Below are 19,504 nucleotides of genomic sequence, written 5' to 3'. Positions count from 1 at the left end.
ATAGACATGGTCTCCAAACGCCTCAGCCGCGAAGCCGGCCATCGCCGCAAGTTTCTGGCGATCATCGACGACACACCGGAATGCGAGCGCGCCGTCGCCTACGCCTCGAAGCGGGCGCAAAGCACCAGCGGCGTGCTGGTGCTGCTCTATGTGATCGAGCCGGACGATTTCCAGCACTGGCTGGGGGTCGAAAAGATCATGCGCGAGGAGGCGAACGCGACCGCGCGCGCGGCGCTCGACAGCTACGCCAACAAGGTGCGCCAGAAGGTCGGTATCGAGCCCGAGCTGGTGGTGCGCGAGGGCAAGCCGACCGAAGAGATCCACAAGCTGATCGAGGAAGACCAGGACATCGCCATCTTGGTGCTGGCGGCTGGCGCCGGCAAGGAAGGCCCGGGACCACTGGTGAGCGCCGTGGCCGGCCGGGGCGCCGCCTTCCCCATCCCGGTCACCGTGGTGCCGCAGAACCTCTCCGACGAGGAGATCGAGAGCTTGGCCTGATTTTGCGAAGGCCTTCCTGTCCGATTTGAGGCCCGCGGGGCCGCAAATACACATCGATGTTATCAACCAGCCCGTAGCCGACACCGACCCTTGGCCTGTGCCGGCAGCGCGCCATTTGGAATCGTCACGGCAGCGACAATTCCAAATGGAGCGCTGATGGACGAATCAAGCCGGAAGACGAGCCGGAGCGGTACATCGAAACCGCAGGAGACTGCCGCCAAATCGGCGGCTCGGTCCAGCTTGCAGCCTGCGCGGACCCAGCAAGAAGCCCGGCAGGTGCCTCATGCGCGGCAAGGGCGCAGGCATCGTGTGCTCGCCAAGCGCCATCCGGCCATGGTCGACAGCATCGCCGGCGCGGTGACCGTCAAGAGCCTCGATCTCTACTACGTCGTCGCGTCCGACGCGCAGATCCCCCTGAAAGGCGAGCACGGCTTCGGACTTTATTTCCACGACTGCCGCTTCCTCGGCGGCTATCGGATGGCGTTGGCCGGCCTGGAGCCGATCGTGCTGGCCTCGACCGCGCAAAAGGGCTACGCGGCGCTTTTTGAGCTGACCAATCCGGACCTCGAGGTGGAGCAGGGACAATCGATTCCCAAGGATGAGCTCGGCATCCGCTGGGAACGCATGCTCGATGCGAAGCAGACATGCGTGCGAGAGGTCATGACCATCCAGAATTTCGGACACCAGGCGCATGGTTTTCCGCTGACCTTGCACTTCCGCGCCGGGTTCGAGGATATCTTCAACGTGCGCGGGCTGGTGCGGCAGGACCTCGGCAAGCCTCAGCGGGCCTCCTGGCGGGAGGGCAGGCTGCATTTTGTCCATCACGGCGCCGACCGGCTGCGCAGGACGGCGATGATCGCCTTCTCGCCTCAACCCGATGCCACGCATGAAACAACGGCCGAGTTCCGGATCGATGTGCCGGCAGGCGAAACGCGGACAATCGCCGTCACCATAGAGCTGAACGAATGCTCGGAAGAGGCCGAAGCCAATCACTTGAATCAGCAGCCGACGGTCGCGCTCGACAATCTTGCGGGACACCTTCAGGCCGGTTCCGAGGAATGGCTGGAGCGGCACACGAAGTTCTGCAGCGACAGCCTACTGCTCAACGGCATCGTGGAGCGCTCGCTGCGCGACCTGGCGATGCTCAGATCCGATCTCGGCAACAGGGAGTATTTTGCCGCCGGCGTGCCGTGGTTCGTCGCCCTGTTCGGGCGCGACAGCCTGATCGTCGCGCTCGAAATGCTCGCCTTTCAGCCGGAGGTCGCCGCCCAGACGCTGCGTCTTCTCGCCAGCTATCAGGGACGTCGAACGGATCGATGGCGGGAGGAGCAGCCCGGCAAGATCCTGCATGAGCTGCGCTTCGGCGAGCTCGCCGGGGCGGGCAATGTCCCGCATGCCAGGTTCTACGGCACGGTGGACGCGACCCCGCTCTTCCTGCTGCTTCTCGGCCGCCATGCAGCATGGACGGGTGACCTCGGGCTGTTTCGCGAGCTGCAGGAACCCGTGGAAAGAGCGCTGGGCTGGATCGCCAGGGCCGGAGACGACCATGGCGAAGGCTATCTCAAGTACCGGAGCACCTCGGAGAGCGGCCTGATCAATCAGGGATGGAAAGACTCGGCCGATGCGATCGTCAGGACCGATGGCGCCATCGCCAAGCCGCCGATCGCGCTTGTCGAGGTGCAGGGCTACGTCTTTGCCGCCAAACACGCGATCGCCGACCTTTACGAGCGTATCGGGAGACGCGATCGCGCCAGGGAGCTTCGCGGCGAGGCCGAAAGGCTTCGGACACGGTTCAACCGCGACTTCTGGTGCGAGGACCAGGGCATGTTTGCCCTGGCGCTCGAAGCACGGAGGCGTCGGCTCGGGGTCGTTTCCTCAAATCCGGGGCATGCGCTGTGGACCGGCATTGCGGACCAGGGCAAGGGCCGCCGAACCGTGCGTCGGCTGATGCAGGACGATATGTTCGGCGGCTGGGGCGTGCGCACGCTTTCGACCGCGGAGCGGCGCTACAATCCCGTTGGCTACCATCTCGGAACCGTCTGGCCGCACGACAACGCGCTGCTGGCAGCCGGCTGCCGACGGTATGGCGAGGACGACGCCGCGCTGCGGATCTTTACCGCCATCACCGAGGCGGCGATGCACTTTCGCCATCATCGGCTGCCCGAGGCAATGGCGGGTTTTCCGCGCAGCGACTTTCAGGTGCCGGTGCACTATCCGGTGGCGTGCCACCCGCAAGCCTGGGCAGCGGCAGCGGTGCCGTTCCTGGTGACCACCTGCCTCGGCCTAGAACCCGATGCCTTCGCCGGCAAGCTTCGGATCGTGCGGCCGCGGTTGCCCGATTTCGTCAATCGCATCGCGCTTCGCGGGCTGCGCGTCGGGGAGGCAAGCACCGACCTCGAATTCTGGCGGGCGGCCGACGGAGCCGAGGTGAACATCCAGAGGACGAGTGGACAACTCAGCGTGGAAGTCGGAGGATGAGCCTGCCGTGATCGAGGCGCTCCGCTGCGGCAAAAACATTCCGCCAGCCAGCCATACGGCGACGCGTTTCGCTTGAATGTCCAGCCGATAGAGCCTATTTAGAACTATTCCAAACTATCGGCCCGGGAAGGGCCTGGAGATACCCATGTTCATCCAGACCGAATCGACGCCGAACCCGGCGACGTTGAAGTTCCTGCCCGGCAAGGAAGTGCTGCGCGAAGGCACCGCCGATTTCCGCGACGCCGATACCGCCGCGGAGGCCTCGCCGCTGGCTGGCCGGCTGTTCGAAATTCCCGGCGTCACCGGCGTCTTCTTCGGCTACGACTTCATCACCGTGACCAAGGACGGCCCCGACTGGCAGCACCTGAAGCCGGCGATCCTCGGCGCCATCATGGAGCATTTCATGTCCGGCGCCCCGGTCATGGCTTCGGCCGCTCCTTCGGGCGGGGCCGGCCAGACCGGCGAGTTCTACGACAAGGCCGACGAGGAGCTGGTGCTGACCATCAAGGAGCTGCTCGACACCAGGGTTCGCCCGGCGGTCGCGCAGGACGGCGGCGACATCACCTTCCGCGGCTTCGAGAACGGCACCGTGTTCCTGCACATGAAGGGCGCCTGCGCCGGCTGCCCGTCGTCGACGGCGACGCTGAAGCACGGCATCCAGAACCTTTTGCGGCACTTCGTTCCGGAAGTGCAGCAGGTCGAGCAGGTCGCCTGATCATTTTCGCAGCGTCTGCTGCGTGTAAATCGCCAAAAACAAAAAACCGGGCCCCAACAGCCCGGTTTTCTGTCTGTGGACGTCTGTTGTTGCCTAGACGGTCCGCGCAGGAAAGCTTTTGTCCGCGGTCATCGCGATCACATCACGATGACCTTGGCACCGACCGAGGTGCGGTCGTAGAGATCGATAATGTCCTGGTTCATCAGGCGGATGCAGCCCGACGACATCGCCTTGCCGATGGAAAACCATTCCGGGCTGCCATGTAGGCGGTAGCCCATGTCGCCGCCCTTGTTGAACAGATACATGGCGCGCGCGCCGAGCGGGTTCATCAGGCCGGGGTCCATGCCGCCGGCGAATTTGGCGAGTTCGGGCTGGCGCTTGATCATCGGCGCCGGCGGCGTCCAGGTCGGCCATTCGCGCTTCAGCGCGATATGAGCGGTGCCGTGCCACTCGAAGCCTTCGCGACCGACGCCGATGCCGTAGCGTATCGCCATGCCGTCGCCCTCGACGAAGTAGAGGAACTTGTTCTGGGTGTCGACGATGATGGTGCCCGGCTTCTCCGAAGTATCGTAGCGCACTTCCTGACGGTGGTAGCGGGCCGGAACCTTCTCGATCGGGATGCGCGGCAGATGATAGCCGGCATCGGTCATCGCGCCATAGTTGTTGGTGAACAATTGCCCGCCGATGGTGCTGCAGCCGCTGACCGCGGTCGACAGCGCAAGGGCGGCGACGATTGCAAACGACTTCAAGCGCATGAATAGGTCCGACGCCCTGCCTTTATATCAGCGGCGCGAGTCGGCCGCCTTGTCGCCATCATTCATGCTGGCATTTCTTTTGCTTGCCAAGCGCGCACTGCCTATATGCAAGACCTTCCCTGCCGGTAAGTGCCGAACTGCGGCATTTCGGCAACAGGGCTTACAGGATTGTGAAGCAAAATCAATGGGGCAGCCGGAAGGGCTGCCGGAGACCGAGGAGAGCGCCATGAATGTCGGTGATGCCGCCGAACGTTCCGGCCTGCCGGCCAAGACCATCCGCTACTATGAGGAGATCGGCCTGATCCGGCCGGCGCGGGCCGACAACGGCTATCGCGATTACTCGCGCGACGACGTCCACCGGCTGGCGTTCCTGCGCCGAGCGCGCAACCTCGGCTTTTCAATCGACGATTGCAGGCAGCTGATGGCGCTCTATCAGGACCGCGACCGCGCCAGCCACGACGTCCGCGAAATCGCCAGCGCCCATGTCAGGGCGATCGAGGAAAAGGTGCGCGAGTTGCAGTCGATGCGCGCGACGTTGCAGAAGCTGATCCACGCCTGCCACGGCGACGACCGGCCGGAGTGTCCGATCTTGGATGACATGGCGGGAGCGGTCGATAAGGTGTCCGCCTGACAGGATCGGCGGCCCACCCTATCCGCCGCGATGTTGCGTGGGCGATGCGCCGAAACGAGCCCGGAATCGCCGATTGAAATAGGACACGTCGTTGAAGCCGGCGGCGAGCGCGATGTCGCTTATCTTCATCGCGTCGTTGCGGATGTCGGACAGCATGGCGCACGCCTTTTGCAGCCTCAGTTCCAGGACGCGCTCGGCGAAGGTGCGGCCGCTTTCCAGAAGAAGCGTGTTCAGGTAGCGGCGCGACAGGCCAACCGCGCGTGCCACCATGTGCGTCGACAGGGTCGGATCGGCGAAGCGAGCCTCGATCACCGCTATGGCCTCGCGCAGGCGCGCCGCGCGCAACCCGCGCGAGGCCGCGATTTCCGCAACCTCGCCATTGCCTCCAAGTGCCAGCACGATCAAATCAGCGAGCGCCGTCCCGGCTTGTCGCGAGAGCGCCTGCTGCTGGTCCACCTCGTCGGAGTGGATCAGGAAGTCGATCGTGCGTTCCAGATGCCGCACGGCGGAATTTGTCGGGTCGAGCCGCGTCGCCGGGCGATCGTCGGCATGCGGCACCTGCTGGAGCAGCCATGTTCTGGGAACAGAGGCCAAAACCCAGGAGGTGACGCCGTCGGTAAAGCTGCTGCAGGGCTGCGCTATGTTGTAGGCGATCGCGTTGCCCCGCTGCAGCGAAAGATCGCAATCGGCGACGGACCACAGCTGCGGCTTGGGGCTGCGATAAAACCCCACGAAGATTTCGTCGCGGTCATTGGCGACGTGCTTGCGCGTGCGCACGTAATATTCGGTCGTCGTCTCGAATAGGCCGACGCGCAGATCGCCAAGAAAGCGCATCTTCGTGGCCGTGGCGAACGGCTTGTCCTCGGCATGCCTGATCTCTGCCGCGCCCAACTGCTCCATCCACATGTCGCGCCATAGGCGAAAGCGATCCCTGTCGCTCAGATGGGCTGGCAGGCTGTCCGACGAAAAATCGATCTTCTGCATTGGCAAAATCAGTTGACCGATCCCACACTATCACGGCCATCGCACACGGGAACTGGCCAAAACAAACGGTAAAGCCCCACCGTCCAACCTCAGAGCCACTCGGTCCAAGCCGCATTCATCTGTGCGGCCATTCGTTGCAGCGGCGCCACATCCCGAGCCGATTTCCCGCCGAGCCCGTTAGTCCAAAACCGAGGCCCGTGCATCCAAGACGACGACCGCGAAATCGGCAATGGCTGCATGCGACCGATAAACTCGAGGATTTTGCATGAGACCTTTGTTTGTGGGCGGCATCGCGATCGCGAGCCTGGTGCCGCTGACCGCATTGGCGGCAGACCTGGGCGCGGCCGCGCCGGCGTCCGTTCCCGGCTGGAGCGGATTCTACCTGTCGGCCGGCGGCGGGGCTGGATGGTGGAGCGCCGACCAACACACGGATTTTGGCGGCAATCCCTCCGAGCCATCCGCGCATACCACCGGCAGCGGAGGGTTCGGTACCTTGGGTGGTGGCTTCGACTGGCAGTTCGCTCCCTCTTGGGTGGCCGGCGCCTTCGCCGACGTCCAGTTCGGCGACATCAGGGGCACGATCCGAGCGCCCTTCGAGGAGTATTCGGGCACCACGAATAACCGGCTAAACTACGCCGCCGGCCTCCGTCTCGGCGTGCTCGCGGCGCCGAACGCACTGATCTATATCAACGGTGGCTATACCCATGCCGACTTCAGCGGGTCAGGCCTGGATCCGACGCCGCTGGTCCCGCTCAGCGTTGCCGAACATCATCACGACGGCTGGTTCGTCGGCGGCGGCATCGAAAACTCACTCGACTTCACCGGCGTCGCTTCCCCGGGCTGGTTCATGAAGACCGAATACCGTTTTGCCGATTACGGTCGCGAAACCGCGCAGATGTATATCGCCGCCACCGGTGCCCCGGACAACGCCATCTCCTTCAAGCCCACAGTCCAGACCCTCTCGGTGTCGCTCGTCTATCGCTTCAATGCGGACCGGGCTGGAGGCGTTGAGTTGCACTAGCCCCATCGGCGTTTCTCGGAAAGGCGGGTTCAAACCGTGAACAAAATCTGGCATGGTGTCTGCCATGCCACTCGTTTCTCCGATTCCCATCAACCCCCTGATCGACGGCCGCCAGTCCGAGCGCGCCATGCTGGTGCGGCGCGGCGTACAGCGGCTGCTCACTGAAATGGGCGCGCATGTGCTGCCGGAGCTGTCCTTGGCCACCGGGCGCCGCGCCGACCTCGTCGCGCTGACCCGGCAAGGCGACATCTGGATCATCGAGATAAAATCATCGATCGAGGATTTTCGCGTCGACCGCAAATGGCCGGACTACCGGCTCCACTCCGACCGCTTCTTCTTCGCCACGCATCCCGGCGTGCCGCAGGAGATTTTTCCCGAGGAATGCGGCTTCATCCTTTCCGACGGCTATGGCGCCGAGATCCTGCGCGAGGCGCCGGAGCATCGCATGGCGGCCGCGACGCGCAAGGCGCTGATGCTGAGGATCGCGCGAGCCGGCGCGGCGCGGCTCTTGGCGGCGGAGCTCGCCGGCGTGGCGGTGCCGGCGCTTGACGGCGAGAGCGAGTAGCAGCCCCTCACCCGCCCTCCGCTACGCTCAGGCGACCTCTCCCCGAGGAAGAGGAGACGGTCGGCGCCGGCGCCAATCTCTTCTCCCCGACGGGGAGAAGGTGGCCGCGCAGCGGCCGGATGAGGGAGCGAAGCAGCCTATCCCACGTCCTCTTCAGCTTCGGCCGCCGCCGGAGCGGTGAGCAGGACCGCCGCGCCAAGCAGCGCGGCCACCAGCGAGCCGGCGAGGATGCCGACCTTCACCGCGTCCTGAAGCGCTGTGTCGTTGGCGAAGGCGAGCAGGCCTATGAACAGGCTCATGGTGAAGCCGATGCCGCACAGAAGCGAAATGCCGAACATGTGCAGCCACCCGGCATTGACCGGAAGGTCGGCGAGGCCGAGCCGAATGGCGATGGCCGAGGAGCCGAACACGCCGACCAGCTTGCCGAGCACCAGGCCCGCCGCAACACCCAATGTCAGCGGCTCGACCAAGGCGGAGACGCTCAGGCCGCCGAGCGAGACGCCGGCATTGGCGAAGCCGAAGATCGGAATGACGATGAACGGCACGAGCTTGTGCAGGCCGTGTTCCAGCCGGTGCAGCGGCGAATGCTCGACATCGTGGCCGATGCCGGGCGAACGCTCGAGCGGAATGGTGAGCGCCAGCGCCACGCCGGCAAGCGTTGCATGCACGCCCGATTTCAGCACCAGCACCCACAGCACAACGCCTATCACGAGATAGGGCAAGAGGTTCATCACCCGCATGCGGTTGAGCGCGACCAACACGGCGATGGCCGCGACTGCCGCCGCCAGATAGGCGAGCGACAGGCCGCTGGTGTAGAACAGCGCGATGATGATGACGGCGCCGAGATCGTCGATGATGGCCAAGGCGGTGAGGAACACTTTCAGCGAGGCCGGCACGCGGCTGCCGAGCAGCGACAAGACGCCCAGCGCGAAGGCGATGTCGGTGGCTGTGGGGATCGCCCAGCCGGACAGTGCCGCCTGGTTGTCGCGGTTGACGGCGACATAGACCAGCGCCGGGACCAGCATGCCGCCGGCGGCGGCGATGCCCGGCAGCACGCGGCGCGGCCACGTCGAGAGCTGGCCGTCCAGCATCTCGCGCTTGATCTCCAGGCCGACCAGCAGGAAGAACACCGCCATCAGCCCGTCATTGATCCAGTGCGAGACGCTGAGCGGCCCGAGATAGGCGTGGAGAACGGCAAAATAAGTGCCGGCGAGCGGCGAATTGGCGACGATGAGCGCCAACGCCGCCGCCGCCATCAGGACGATGCCGCCGGCCGCCTCGCCATCGAGGAATTCGCGCAGGATCGATTTCGGCCGCTGCTTCTGGTCCTGCATGTCAGTTCCCTCATGCCGACTGTCGGCCGGCGTCATTCATGATGATGCGCAAGCGTCGCTGATGACGCAAGGCGCACCTGTTAAGCTTGGAGATTGACCGGGACGCCCTTCGCTTCGTCATCCTGGGGCGAAGCAAGGAGCGAAGCGACGCGGCGCAGACCCTAGGATCCATGCCATGACCTCAGAGCGCTGCTGCGGTGCAGTATTCTGCTCCGTTCGCATTCCTCGGTTGAGGTAACGGCATGGATCCCAGGGTCTCCGCGACGGAGCTTCGCTCCTGCTTCGCCCTGGGATGACGACGTTGGGAGGCTTTCGCCAATTGTGAGCGCTTGCGACGGCTCCCTTCGCCGATACCCCGTCAGCGTGGCGCGCGTTTGGCTAGTATGCGCTGCAAGGTGCGGCGATGCATGTTGAGCCGGCGCGCGGTCTCGGAGACGTTGCGGTCGCACATTTCGTAGACGCGCTGGATATGCTCCCAGCGCACGCGGTCGGCCGACATCGGGTTTTCGGGCGGCGCCGCGCGCTCGCCGGCGGTGCGGGTGAGCGCCGCGAAAACGTCGTCGGCATCGGCGGGCTTCGACAGATAGTCGATGGCGCCGAGCTTCACCGCCGTTACCGCTGTGGCGATATTGCCGTAGCCGGTCAGGATGATGGTGCGGGCATCGTCGCGCTTCTCGCGGATGGCGGCGACCACGTCGAGGCCGTTGCCGTCGCCCAACCGCATGTCGACCACCGCATAGGCTGGCGGATGGGCGCGAGCCTTGGCGACAGCCTCTTCCACGCTCTCCGCCGTCTCGACCAGGAACCCCCTGGTTTCCATGGCGCGGGCAAGCCGGGTGAGGAACGGCTTGTCGTCGTCGACGATCAGCAGCGAGGTGTCCTCGCCCTCAACCATTGCGCCAGTGGTTTCGTCCGCGCTCATTTCATCAGCATCCTACTGCCTTACTTTTACGCAGATACAATTCCGCAACAGCAATGTCCAATTTTTACAGCCGGCAACAGACCTGCCATGCAGCAGGCACAAGGCTCAGGCATTGTCGAAGATGGAGGCGGACACTTGCTCCTGATTGAGGAAGACGCTTCTGGGCCAGGTGATCTGCACCACCGCACCTTCGCCGAGCCCGCTCGAATTGCGGAAATCGATCGTAGCGCCCGAGCGCTCCAGCAGGGTCTTGGCGATGAAAAGCCCGAGGCCGAGGCCGCCGCCGGCCTCCGTACCCTGGCGCGTCGACATATAGGGCTCGCCGATGCGGTCGATGATTTCCGGCGGGAAGCCCGGTCCGTCGTCCGTGATGGAGAAAGAGACCTCCTCGTTATCCCAGTTCCAGCTGACGGTAACGGTCTTCTTGGCAAAGTCGACGGCGTTCTCTACCAGGTTGCCGAGCCCGTAGATCACGCCGGGACTGCGCTGCCCGACCGGCTCCGGGCCGATACGCTCGCCGGGACGCAGCCGGATCGTGATGCCGAAATCGCGATGCGGGGCTGTCACCTCCTCGACCAGGGAAGTCAGCGGCAGGCGCGAAAGATGCGCCTCGCCCTCCGAAGACAGGCTGGTCAGCCGCTTCAGGATCTCGCGGCAACGCTCGCTCTGCGAACGCAGCAGCTTCACGTCCTCGCCGAATTTCGCATCCTGGCCGAGCGCCTTTTCCATTTCCTTGGCCACGACGGTGATGGTGGCCAAAGGCGTGCCGAGCTCATGCGCGGCTGCCGCCGCGAGCCCGTCGAGCGCGGAGAGATGCTGCTCGCGCTGCAGCACCAGCTCGGTTGCAGCGAGCGCGTTGGCGAGCAGCCGCGCTTCCGCCGCGACGCGGAAGGCATAGATCGCGGTGAAGGCGATCGAGGCGAACACCGCCATCCACATGCCGGCGACATAGATGAAGGGCATCGGCAGCGGCGCACCCCCGTACCAGGGCAGCGGCAGGTGGAAGAAGACAAGCAGCGTCGCCGCCGCGATGACCAACGCGCCGAGCACGGCGGTGAGGCGCAGCGGCAGCGAAGCGGCGGAGATGACGACAGGCACCGAGAGCAGGACCGAGAACGGATTGGTCAGGCCGCCGGTCATGTAGAGCAGGCCGGCGAGCTGCAGGCTGTCGATGGTGAGGATGGCAAAGGCCGAGAGCGGGGTCAGCCGATGTGCTGCCGGATAGCGGAAGGTCAGCCAGAGGTTCATCCAGGCCGAGCAGGCGATGAGCGCAAAGCACATCGAGACCGGCAGCGGGAATTCCAGCCCGTAGGCCACCACGAGAACCGTGAGGCTCTGGCCGACAATGGCCAGCCAGCGCAGACGGATCAGCGTGTTGAGCCGCAGCCGCTGGCTCTGTTGGGAATCGGGTGCGCGCAGAATGTTGATCATCGCCAAGAATTACAGCCGCTGGCGCGGAAACGATAGGGCATTGGCTTCTCTCAGGTCCCGCGCGGCTTTGCGCGGCTGGTGGCGGCGGCAAGCAGCGGGTTTTCCGGCCAGACATGCTTGGGATAGCGACCGCGCATGTCGGCGCGCACGTCCGCCCAGGAGCCGCGCCAGAAGCCGGGCAGATCGCGCGTCGTCTGGATCGGGCGGTGCGCCGGCGACAACAGCTCGAGCATCAGCGGCACCGTGCCGCCGGCGATCGCCGGATGTTTGTCGAGGCCGAACAACTCCTGCACGCGAATCGCGAGCACCGGCCATTCGCCGTCATATCGGATCGGCACATGGCTGCCCGAGGGCGCGCCGAAATGGGTCGGCGCCAACGCATCGACCTTGCGCTGCAGCTCGTGCGGGACCAGCGACATCAACCCGGCCGCGAGCGTGGCCGGCTTGATCGCCGCGAAAGAGGCCTCGCCGGCAAGGAAAGGCAACAGCCAGTCGTCGAGCCGGTCGATAAGCACCTGGTCCGAGACGTCCGGCCAGGACGCGCCGAGGCCGCGATGGAGCCAACCGAGCCGCTGGCGCAGCGTCTCCGCCTCCTTGCCCCAGTCGAGCAGCGACAGGCCGTGCTCACGCAACGCATCGAGGATGGCCCGATCCGCATCGGCGCCCGAAGGCGCCGGCAGCATGCGTTCCGAAAACGTGATGGCGCCGAGCCGCGCCGTCTCGCGCACACGCACGGCGCGCCGCTCGCGGTCGAAGCTGGTTTCGCGCTTGGTCTCGATGCGGTCGGCAAGGGCCGCGCGGATATCGGCCTCGTCGACGGGCGCGGCGGCGGTGATGCGGGCGTTCTGCGCCTTGCCCTGAAGGTCGGCGACGACCAGCCAGGTCTCGCCGGCGAGCGGATCGGCGGCCTCGACCATCGCGCCGGAACCGTTGGCGAGCACGAAGCGGCCGCGTTCGCCGCGCGCCCTGGCGACGCGATCCGGCCAGGCATGGATCAGCAACGCACCGGCCGCGGCCGGCGTGTCAGCCTTTCGGCCGCCAGCCTGCCTGGCCAGGCGCTCGGCAAGCTGCCGGGCGGCATTGGCGCGCGGCGATTTTTCGGTGCGAAAGCGCATCAATCGACGTTCGAGGTCGGCGCTGTCGCCGCCAAGCCCGCGCTCGGTGAGCAGCACGGCAAGCGTCGCCGCTTCCAGCGCCTGGCCCGTCTTTGCCGCTTCCGCCATCATATGCGCGAGCCGCACCGGCAGCGCCAGCTTGCGCATCGCAGCGCCGGCCTCCGTCAGGCGGCCGGCGTCATCGATGGCGTGCAGCGCCTGGAGCAGCAGCCGCGCCTCGTTGAGCGCCGGCGCCGGCGGCGGGTCGAGGAAGGACAGGCTCGAAGGGTCGGCGACGCCGAAAGTGGCGCAGTCGAGCAACAGGCCGGAAAGGTCGGCCTCGAGGATTTCCGGCGGCGTGAAGGCGGGGAGTGCTGCCGTCTGCTCGGCGCGCCACAGCCGGATGGCGACGCCTGGCTGCGTTCGCCCGGCGCGGCCGGCACGCTGGTCGGCGGAGGCCTTGCTGACGCGCACCGTCTCAAGCCGCGTCAGGCCGCTCGCCGGCTCATAGCGCGGCAGCCGCGACAGGCCGGAATCGATGACGACGCGCACGCCGTCGATGGTGATGGAGGTCTCGGCAATCGACGTCGCCAGCACCACCTTGCGGCGGCCGGGCGGCGCCGGCTTGATCGCCGCGTCCTGCGCCCGGTTGTCGAGCTGGCCGTAGAGCGGGACGATGTCGGTATCGGCCGCAACATTGCCTTGGAGCCGTTCGGCCGTGCGCTCGATCTCGCGCTGTCCCGGCAGGAAAGCGAGCACGCTGCCCTGCTCCGTGCCCAGAGCGAAACGGACCGCCTTGGCCATGGCGTCCTCGACGGCCATGCCGGCCGGCCGCTCGTCATAGCGGATGTCGACAGGGAAGGCTCGGCCCTCGCTCTCGATCACCGGCGCTCCGGAAAGAAGCCTCGCGACGCGCGCGCCGTCGAGCGTCGCCGACATGACCAGCAGGCGCAGGTCCGGCCGCAACGCCCCCTGCACGTCGAGCGCCAGCGCCAGCCCAAAATCACCGTCGAGAGAGCGCTCGTGGAATTCGTCGAAGATCACCGCCGAAACGCCGGGCAGTTCCGGATCGTCGAGGATCATGCGTGACAGCACGCCTTCGGTGACGACGAGGATCTTTGTCCGCGCCGAGCTGCGGTTCTCCATGCGCATCGCATAGCCGACGGTGCCGCCGGGCTCCTCGCCGAGCAGCTCGGCCATGCGGCGCGCGGCGGCGCGGGCGGCGAGCCGGCGTGGCTCGAGCAGCACGATCCGGCCCGCCCCGAGCCAGGGCGCGTCGAGCAGCGCCAGCGGCACCAGCGTCGTCTTGCCGGCGCCGGGCGGCGCCACCAGCACGGCGCTGTTACGCGCGGCAAGTGTTTGCCCGAGCGCTGGCAGCACGGCTGTGACCGGGAGTTCCGGCAAGGGTTTCATCGTCATCGCGCCCGCATATCAGCCGTCGCAGTCGCCGCGCAACGTGTGAGACAAGCGACCGGTCAAAGCCTTGTTCGCGAAAACGGGTTCCAGCGCACGGTGCCGAGCCGCACTTCCTCCCGCACCATCGTCAGCAGGCCGGAGCCGCCGACCACCGCCAGACCAACCAATGACAGCCAGTCGGGGTATTCCTTGAAGAACAGCGCGCCAAGGATAACCGCCCAGACGATCTGCGAATAATGCGTGGGCGCGATCCGGTTGGCCGGCGCGTATTTGACGGCAAGCAGCTGCAGCAATTGTCCGCCGGCGGTGAAGACGCCGGCCAGGATCAGCCAGACCAGTTGGCCTAGATTGGGAAGCGAGAACGACGTCGCGGCCGTGCCGGCCCCGTTGAACAGCAGGCCATAGCCGACCAGCGCGCCGAGGATCGTGGTACGCTTTTCCTGCTGGGCAAGCGAACGCATCAGGATGACGCCGGTGGCGGCGAGGAAGGCATTCGCGAAGGCGGCGAGATGGCCGAGATGGAGTTCGCGAAAGCCCGGCCGCACCACCAGCATGACGCCGGCGAAACCGGCGACGACGGCAAGCCACCGCCAGGGGCCGACGCGCTCTTTCAGGATGACGGTCGAGAGGATGGTGACCAGCAACGGCGCCAGGAAGATCAGCGCATAGACTTCGGCCAGCGGGATGGTGGTGAAGGCATAGACGCTGAGCACACCCGACGCGATGCCGGCCAAGGCACGGGCCTGCACGGCCCATGGGCGTTTGGTGCGCCAGAAGTCGCGCCATCGCTCATCGGCCGGACGGGTGAAGAACAGGAAACAGCCGGCAAACAAGGTTACGAAGAAGCCTATCTCGAAGACGGTGAACTGCCCGCCCAGGCTCTTGATGACGGCATCGCTGCACGAATAGCTTGCATAGGCGATCAGGGCGAGCAGAATTCCGTTCGGCACGTTTCGATTTCCGGGAGAAGCAAGTGAAGATATTGGCGCTGGGCGCCCATCCCGACGATATCGAGATATTCATGTTCGGTACGCTGGCCGCCTATGCGGCGCTAGGCGCAGAACTGACTTTTGCGATAGCCACGGACGGCGCCAAGGGCGGCAAGGGCGACCCCGTGGCACTTGTCCGCGCACGCCGCGAAGAGGCGACCATGGCGGCCGGCCTGCTCGGCGTCACGCCGCGGTTCCTCGAGTTCCCCGACGGGGCACTGGTTGCCGATGCCGCGCTCATTGCGGCGCTGAAGGCGCTGATTACCGAAGTGAAGCCCGACCTTGCCATCACCCATGCGTCCAACGATTATCATGGCGACCATCGCGCGCTGTCCGACGGCGTGCGCATCGCGGCGTCCTTCGCGGTGCCGGTATTGCATGCCGACACGCTCGGCGGCACCGGCTTCTCGCCGACGCATTACGTCGACATTTCCACCCATTGGGACATCAAGGCGCAAGCGATCCGCGCGCATCGCTCGCAGGATCCCGAGCGTTTCGTCGCCGGCGCACGCACGCAGAACGAATTCCGCGCCGGCCAATGCAATGGCGCGCCGGGCGCGCTGGCTGAGGCCTTCCGCTTCGAGCCGGTCTTCCCCTTTGCCGACATACGCGAACTGCTGCCGCCGGCGCCGCCGATCCGGCCGGTGACGGTCAGCACGAAGAGCGCCAAGTAGCCGGCTGACGAACGACCGGTCGGAGCGACCGGCAGTTATTTCTCAACGATTTCAAGCATTGCTTTCGCCATGCTGCGGCGCAGCAACGAATTCACTTGCGTTGTTTAGTAAAAAGCGCATCACTAAACAAATTACTAAACATGGGGACGCATCGCGCGTCATGTTTGGGCCCTCGGAGGAGCGAGGGTCGAGGGCTTTTGAAACCGTCATCCGGACGTGTTTCGCAAATGGGAGGTAAGGCATGAAATCGACCTGGAAACTGGCGTTGGGACTGGCCTCGGCGATCACCGCGTCGACCGCCGTCTCGAACGTCGCGCATGCGGAAGACCTGACGCTTTGCTGGGCGGCCTGGGATCCGGCCAACGCGCTCGTGGAACTGTCCAAGGACTTCACCAAGGAAACTGGCATCGGCATGAAATTCGAGTTCGTGCCGTGGACCAACTATGCCGACCGCTTCCTCAACGAGCTCAACTCGCACGGCAAGCTCTGCGACCTGATCATCGGCGACAGCCAGTGGATCGGTGGCGCGGCCGAGAACGGCCACTACGTCAAACTGAACGACTTCTTCGATAAGGAGAAGATCAGCATGGACGATTTCGTGCCGGCGACCGTGGTCGGCTATTCGGAATGGCCGAAGAACACGCCGAACTACTGGGCGCTGCCAGCCATGGGCGACGTCGTCGGCTGGACCTATCGCAAGGACTGGTTCTCGCGGCCCGAGCTGCAGAAGGAGTTCAAAGAGAAATATGGCTGGGACCTCGCCCCGCCGACCACCTTCGACCAGCTGAAGCAGATCGCCGAATTCTTCCAGAAGCGGCAGATCGACGGCAAGACGGTCTACGGCGCCTCGATCTATACCGAGCGCGGCTCGGAAGGCATCACCATGGGCGCCATGGACGTGCTCTACAGCTACGGCTTCCAGTACGAGAACCCGAAGAAGCCCTACGAAATGGAAGGTTTCGTCAACTCCGAGAAATCGGTGAAGGGGCTGGAATTCTACAAGGCGCTCTATGACTGCTGCACGCCTCCTGGTTCCTCCAATGCCTACATGGGCGAAGGCGTCGACGCCTTCAAATCCGGACAGGTGGCGATGCATATGAACTTCGCCTTCACTTGGCCGGGTCTGCAGAAGGACGAGAATGTCGGCGGCGACAAGATCGGTTACTTCGTCAACCCGAAAGGTCCCGACGGCGACCAGTTCGCCCAGCTCGGCGGTCAGGGTATCTCGGTGGTTTCCTATTCCGACAAGCAGGAATCGGCGCTGAAATACATCAAGTGGTTCGCCAACAAGGACGTGCAGGCGAAATGGTGGTCGCTCGGCGGCTATTCCTGCCTGAACTCCGTCGTCAAGGACCCGAAGTTCCCGTCCAGCCAGCCCTATGCGCAGGCCTTCCTCGACTCCATGGCCATCGTGAAGGACTTCTGGGCCGAACCGAGCTACGCGCCGCTCTTACAGGCCTCGCAGAAGCGCTTCCATGACTATGTCGTCGCCGGCCAGGGCTCGGCCAAGGACGCGCTCGACGGACTGGTCAAGGACTGGACGCAGATCTTCCAGGACGACGGCAAGATGTAAGGCTCCTCCCGAGCTTGATCGAGGCGTCCCGTGCCGCCCTTGGCACGGGACGCAGTTCAGATAAATTCCATCGCCGAGACTGACCAGTGACCGATGCAGGACTAACCATGCTCAATCGGACCGCGGACAATGTTGCCCGGGCGACACCGGAGCCGTTGGCCAGGAGGATCCGGGGCATCAGCGACAAGGGCCTCGCCTGGCTGTTCATCTCGCCGACGATCCTGTTGCTTTTGGCCATCAACATCTTCCCGCTGTTCTGGGCGATCTATCTGTCTTTCACCAATTACCGCGCCAACCGCCCCAACGAGGTGGTGAAGAACCTCGGCCTCGCCAACTACCGGCGCATCCTCGGCGATCAGGACATCTGGATCGCCATGCAGACGACGGCGCATTTCGTGTTCTGGACGATCCTCCTGCAGACGGTGATCGGCTTCACGCTGGCCTGGCTGATCGACCGCAAGTTCCGCGGCCATGCCTTCTGGACGACGATCATCCTGGTGCCGATGATGCTGTCGCCAGCGGTGGTCGGCAATTTCTGGCGCTTCCTCTACGAGCCGCAGATCGGGCTGTTCGCCTACGCGGTCTCGTTCCTCACCGGCATTCCGCCGACCAATGTGCAGATGCTGTCCAATGTCGAGCTGGCGCCGTGGGCGATCATCATCGTCGACACCTGGATGTGGACGCCTTACGTGATGCTGATCTGCCTCGCCGGCCTGCGCTCCATCCCCGAATACATTTATGAGGCGGCCGAAGTCGACCGCGCCTCCAACTGGCGACAGTTCTGGTCGATCACGCTGCCGATGGCGCTGCCCTTCATCATGCTGGCGGTGCTGTTCCGCGGCATCGAGAACTTCAAGATGTTCGACATGGTCAATCTCCTGACCGGCGGCGGGCCGGGCTCGACCACTGAGGTCGCCTCGATCACGCTGAAGCGGCAGGCCTTCGAGAGCTGGCGCACCGGCTATTCCTCGGCCTTCGCCATCATCCTGTTCGTCGCGGTGTTCGGGCTGGCCAACATCTACGTCAAGGCGCTCAACAAGGTGAAGCAGAGATGAGCCTGACCACCGCCCATTCCGTCGTCGCGCCTTCGGCGAATTCGAAGCGGATCGCCGGCGCGATCGTCGTCGGCTACGCGCTGGTCTCGATCGTGCCGCTGCTTTGGATCTTCGCCACCAGCTTCAAGACGCCGCCGGATTCGATCGCCTATCCGCCGAAGATCGTCTTCCAGCCCAGCATCGAGGGCTATTGCAACCTGTTCACCACCCGCACAAGGCAGACGCCGGAATATATCAACTCGCTCGGACCGGCGACCGGCTTCTGCGACGAGACGGTGCGCAAGCGCAACATGGTGATCGCCGGGCCGTCGAACTTCCTGCCGCGCTTCGTCAATTCGCTGATCATCGCCTTCGGCTCGACCTTCTGCGCGGTGTTCCTCGGCACGCTCTCCGCCTATGGCTTCTCGCGCTTCAAGGTGCCTCTCGCCGACGACCTTCTGTTCTTCATCCTGTCGACGCGCATGATGCCGCCGATCGCGGTGGCGATCCCGATCTATCTGATGTACCGCGAGCTCGGCCTCTCCGACACTGCGCTCGGCATGATCCTGCTCTACACTGCGGTCAACGTCTCTTTGGCCGTCTGGCTGCTCAAGGGCTTCATCGACGAGATTCCGCGCGAGTATGAAGAAGCGGCGATGATCGACGGCTATACGAGGCTGCAGGCCTTCTGGCGCACCGTGTTGCCGCAGGCCACGACCGGCATTGCCGCGACCGCCATCTTCTGCCTGATCTTTGCCTGGAACGAATATGCGTTCGCAGCACTCTTGACCTCCGGCACGGCGCAGACCGCGCCGCCCTTCATCCCGACCATCATCGGCGAAGGCGGCCAGGACTGGCCGGCGGTGGCGGCGGGCACGACGATCTTCCTGGTGCCGATCCTCGTCTTCACCATCCTGCTCCGCAAGCAACTGCTGCGCGGCATCACCTTCGGCGCGGTGCGCAAATGATTGATGTGGGAATAAGTCGACCCCCACTCCGTCGAGCTTCGCTCGACACCTCTCCCCCGATCGACGGGGGAGAGGAAGGGCGCGAACTTCATTCAGCCAGGCTCCTTTCCTCTCCCTCCGGAGGGGGGAGAGGTGGCGCTGCAAAGCAGCGACGGAGTGGGGGAACCACCTGGCAACCATCTCTCCCCCTAAACGGGGAGATGGACCGGAGGAACGCATGAGCCGCACTGTTGTCTCCAAGCGCTCCTCTTGGCCCCGCTGGGCAAGGCGCGGCCTGATGGAGAACATCGCCACCGCGATCATCGCCATCGGCTTCCTGATGCTGTTCCAGTCCTTCGCGCTGGCGCTCTACAGCTATTCCTTCGTCACCATGCTCGCCGGCACGGCAATGTTCATCATCGTCTCGAAATTCCCGGAATAGC

General features: G+C 64.9%; 18 protein-coding genes. 11 read left to right on the top strand and 7 right to left on the bottom strand.

Annotated elements, in window-relative coordinates; all coding sequences use genetic code 11:
* Positions 1-6 precede the first annotated feature (6 nt).
* The 3 genes from P9236_RS14350 to P9236_RS14340 all read left to right on the top strand — a co-directional run bounded on the left by P9236_RS14350 (position 7) and on the right by P9236_RS14340 (position 3,691).
* Complete coding sequence (locus P9236_RS14350; protein ID WP_126096486.1) at positions 7-498, top strand: universal stress protein; 492 nt, start codon at positions 7-9, stop codon at positions 496-498.
* Positions 499-807: 309 nt separating this feature from the next.
* Positions 808-2,976: a glycogen debranching N-terminal domain-containing protein gene (locus P9236_RS14345; RefSeq protein ID WP_278075275.1), complete on the top strand. Its 2,169-nt coding sequence runs from the start codon at positions 808-810 to the stop codon at positions 2,974-2,976.
* Positions 2,977-3,121: 145 nt separating this feature from the next.
* Positions 3,122-3,691 carry a NifU family protein gene (locus P9236_RS14340; RefSeq protein WP_278075274.1) on the top strand — a complete coding sequence of 190 codons (570 nt, stop codon included), beginning with the start codon at positions 3,122-3,124 and terminating at the stop codon, positions 3,689-3,691.
* Positions 3,692-3,828: 137 nt separating this feature from the next.
* On the opposite strand, the gene P9236_RS14335 is transcribed toward P9236_RS14340, so the two are convergent.
* Positions 3,829-4,446, bottom strand: a complete 618-nt coding sequence (locus P9236_RS14335; RefSeq protein ID WP_278075273.1) for a L,D-transpeptidase — start codon at positions 4,444-4,446, stop codon at positions 3,829-3,831.
* Positions 4,447-4,672: 226 nt separating this feature from the next.
* Here P9236_RS14335 and cueR point away from each other — a divergent pair, with 226 nt between their 5' ends.
* Positions 4,673-5,077 carry a Cu(I)-responsive transcriptional regulator gene (gene cueR, locus P9236_RS14330; RefSeq protein ID WP_278075272.1) on the top strand — a complete coding sequence of 135 codons (405 nt, stop codon included), beginning with the start codon at positions 4,673-4,675 and terminating at the stop codon, positions 5,075-5,077.
* A gap of 18 nt (positions 5,078-5,095) precedes the next feature.
* On the opposite strand, the gene P9236_RS14325 is transcribed toward cueR, so the two are convergent.
* On the bottom strand, positions 5,096-5,854 hold the full coding sequence (locus tag P9236_RS14325) for a helix-turn-helix transcriptional regulator (RefSeq protein WP_347405189.1): 759 nt from the start codon (positions 5,852-5,854) through the stop codon (positions 5,096-5,098).
* Between the two features lie 472 nt (positions 5,855-6,326).
* Between P9236_RS14325 and P9236_RS14320 the strand changes: the two genes are divergently transcribed.
* Positions 6,327-7,082, top strand: coding sequence for an outer membrane beta-barrel protein (locus P9236_RS14320; protein ID WP_278075271.1), 756 nt, complete (start codon positions 6,327-6,329; stop codon positions 7,080-7,082).
* Positions 7,083-7,146: 64 nt separating this feature from the next.
* Positions 7,147-7,647, top strand: coding sequence for an MmcB family DNA repair protein (locus P9236_RS14315; RefSeq protein ID WP_278075270.1), 501 nt, complete (start codon positions 7,147-7,149; stop codon positions 7,645-7,647).
* Between the two features lie 137 nt (positions 7,648-7,784).
* Here P9236_RS14315 and nhaA read toward each other — a convergent pair whose 3' ends face one another.
* From nhaA to P9236_RS14290, 5 genes are all read right to left on the bottom strand, one after another.
* A complete protein-coding gene (gene nhaA, locus P9236_RS14310) occupies positions 7,785-8,981 on the bottom strand; it encodes a Na+/H+ antiporter NhaA (RefSeq protein ID WP_278075269.1) in 1,197 nt (398 codons plus the stop codon).
* Between the two features lie 358 nt (positions 8,982-9,339).
* On the bottom strand, positions 9,340-9,903 hold the full coding sequence (locus P9236_RS14305) for an ActR/PrrA/RegA family redox response regulator transcription factor (RefSeq protein ID WP_278075268.1): 564 nt from the start codon (positions 9,901-9,903) through the stop codon (positions 9,340-9,342).
* 105 nt (positions 9,904-10,008) lie between these two features.
* Positions 10,009-11,334 (bottom strand): ActS/PrrB/RegB family redox-sensitive histidine kinase, encoded by a 1,326-nt coding sequence (locus P9236_RS14300; RefSeq protein WP_278075307.1) that lies wholly within the window; start codon positions 11,332-11,334, stop codon positions 10,009-10,011.
* 50 nt (positions 11,335-11,384) lie between these two features.
* Positions 11,385-13,847: an ATP-dependent helicase HrpB gene (gene hrpB / locus P9236_RS14295; protein WP_278075267.1), complete on the bottom strand. Its 2,463-nt coding sequence runs from the start codon at positions 13,845-13,847 to the stop codon at positions 11,385-11,387.
* A gap of 56 nt (positions 13,848-13,903) precedes the next feature.
* Positions 13,904-14,794, bottom strand: a complete 891-nt coding sequence (locus P9236_RS14290; RefSeq protein WP_278075266.1) for a DMT family transporter — start codon at positions 14,792-14,794, stop codon at positions 13,904-13,906.
* 23 nt (positions 14,795-14,817) lie between these two features.
* Here P9236_RS14290 and P9236_RS14285 point away from each other — a divergent pair, with 23 nt between their 5' ends.
* The 5 genes from P9236_RS14285 to P9236_RS14265 all read left to right on the top strand — a co-directional run bounded on the left by P9236_RS14285 (position 14,818) and on the right by P9236_RS14265 (position 19,503).
* Positions 14,818-15,507 carry a PIG-L deacetylase family protein gene (locus P9236_RS14285; RefSeq protein WP_278075265.1) on the top strand — a complete coding sequence of 230 codons (690 nt, stop codon included), beginning with the start codon at positions 14,818-14,820 and terminating at the stop codon, positions 15,505-15,507.
* Between the two features lie 241 nt (positions 15,508-15,748).
* Complete coding sequence (locus tag P9236_RS14280) at positions 15,749-17,080, top strand: ABC transporter substrate-binding protein (protein ID WP_278075264.1); 1,332 nt, start codon at positions 15,749-15,751, stop codon at positions 17,078-17,080.
* 107 nt (positions 17,081-17,187) lie between these two features.
* Positions 17,188-18,135 carry a sugar ABC transporter permease gene (locus P9236_RS14275; protein ID WP_278075263.1) on the top strand — a complete coding sequence of 316 codons (948 nt, stop codon included), beginning with the start codon at positions 17,188-17,190 and terminating at the stop codon, positions 18,133-18,135.
* The gene (locus P9236_RS14270; protein WP_278075262.1) at positions 18,132-19,082 is read left to right on the top strand and encodes a carbohydrate ABC transporter permease; all 951 of its coding nucleotides are present in this window, start codon (positions 18,132-18,134) and stop codon (positions 19,080-19,082) included. Before P9236_RS14275 ends, P9236_RS14270 begins: the two co-directional genes overlap by 4 nt.
* Before the next feature lie 217 nt (positions 19,083-19,299).
* Positions 19,300-19,503, top strand: coding sequence for a hypothetical protein (locus P9236_RS14265; RefSeq protein ID WP_278075261.1), 204 nt, complete (start codon positions 19,300-19,302; stop codon positions 19,501-19,503).
* Position 19,504 lies beyond the last annotated feature (1 nt).

This window comes from Mesorhizobium sp. WSM4884, from assembly GCF_029625675.1.
GTDB lineage: Bacteria > Pseudomonadota > Alphaproteobacteria > Rhizobiales > Rhizobiaceae > Mesorhizobium.
The sequence above is the reverse complement of the archived record's forward strand: the minus strand, read 5'-3'. Positions and strand labels throughout refer to the sequence as shown.

What these genes read in the sequence shown, in the direction of transcription:
- P9236_RS14340 (WP_278075274.1), top strand. Translation starts at nt 3,122, where the DNA reads ATGTTCATCCAGACCGAATCGACGCCGAACCCGGCGACGTTGAAGTTC.
- nhaA (WP_278075269.1), bottom strand. Translation starts at nt 8,981, where the DNA reads ATGCAGGACCAGAAGCAGCGGCCGAAATCGATCCTGCGCGAATTCCTC.
- P9236_RS14305 (WP_278075268.1), bottom strand. Translation starts at nt 9,903, where the DNA reads ATGAGCGCGGACGAAACCACTGGCGCAATGGTTGAGGGCGAGGACACC.
- P9236_RS14265 (WP_278075261.1), top strand. Translation starts at nt 19,300, where the DNA reads ATGAGCCGCACTGTTGTCTCCAAGCGCTCCTCTTGGCCCCGCTGGGCA.
- P9236_RS14300 (WP_278075307.1), bottom strand. Translation starts at nt 11,334, where the DNA reads ATGATCAACATTCTGCGCGCACCCGATTCCCAACAGAGCCAGCGGCTG.
- P9236_RS14315 (WP_278075270.1), top strand. Translation starts at nt 7,147, where the DNA reads ATGCCACTCGTTTCTCCGATTCCCATCAACCCCCTGATCGACGGCCGC.
- P9236_RS14280 (WP_278075264.1), top strand. Translation starts at nt 15,749, where the DNA reads ATGAAATCGACCTGGAAACTGGCGTTGGGACTGGCCTCGGCGATCACC.
- P9236_RS14275 (WP_278075263.1), top strand. Translation starts at nt 17,188, where the DNA reads ATGCTCAATCGGACCGCGGACAATGTTGCCCGGGCGACACCGGAGCCG.
- P9236_RS14320 (WP_278075271.1), top strand. Translation starts at nt 6,327, where the DNA reads ATGAGACCTTTGTTTGTGGGCGGCATCGCGATCGCGAGCCTGGTGCCG.
- cueR (WP_278075272.1), top strand. Translation starts at nt 4,673, where the DNA reads ATGAATGTCGGTGATGCCGCCGAACGTTCCGGCCTGCCGGCCAAGACC.
- P9236_RS14270 (WP_278075262.1), top strand. Translation starts at nt 18,132, where the DNA reads ATGAGCCTGACCACCGCCCATTCCGTCGTCGCGCCTTCGGCGAATTCG.
- P9236_RS14335 (WP_278075273.1), bottom strand. Translation starts at nt 4,446, where the DNA reads ATGCGCTTGAAGTCGTTTGCAATCGTCGCCGCCCTTGCGCTGTCGACC.
- P9236_RS14350 (WP_126096486.1), top strand. Translation starts at nt 7, where the DNA reads ATGGTCTCCAAACGCCTCAGCCGCGAAGCCGGCCATCGCCGCAAGTTT.
- hrpB (WP_278075267.1), bottom strand. Translation starts at nt 13,847, where the DNA reads ATGACGATGAAACCCTTGCCGGAACTCCCGGTCACAGCCGTGCTGCCA.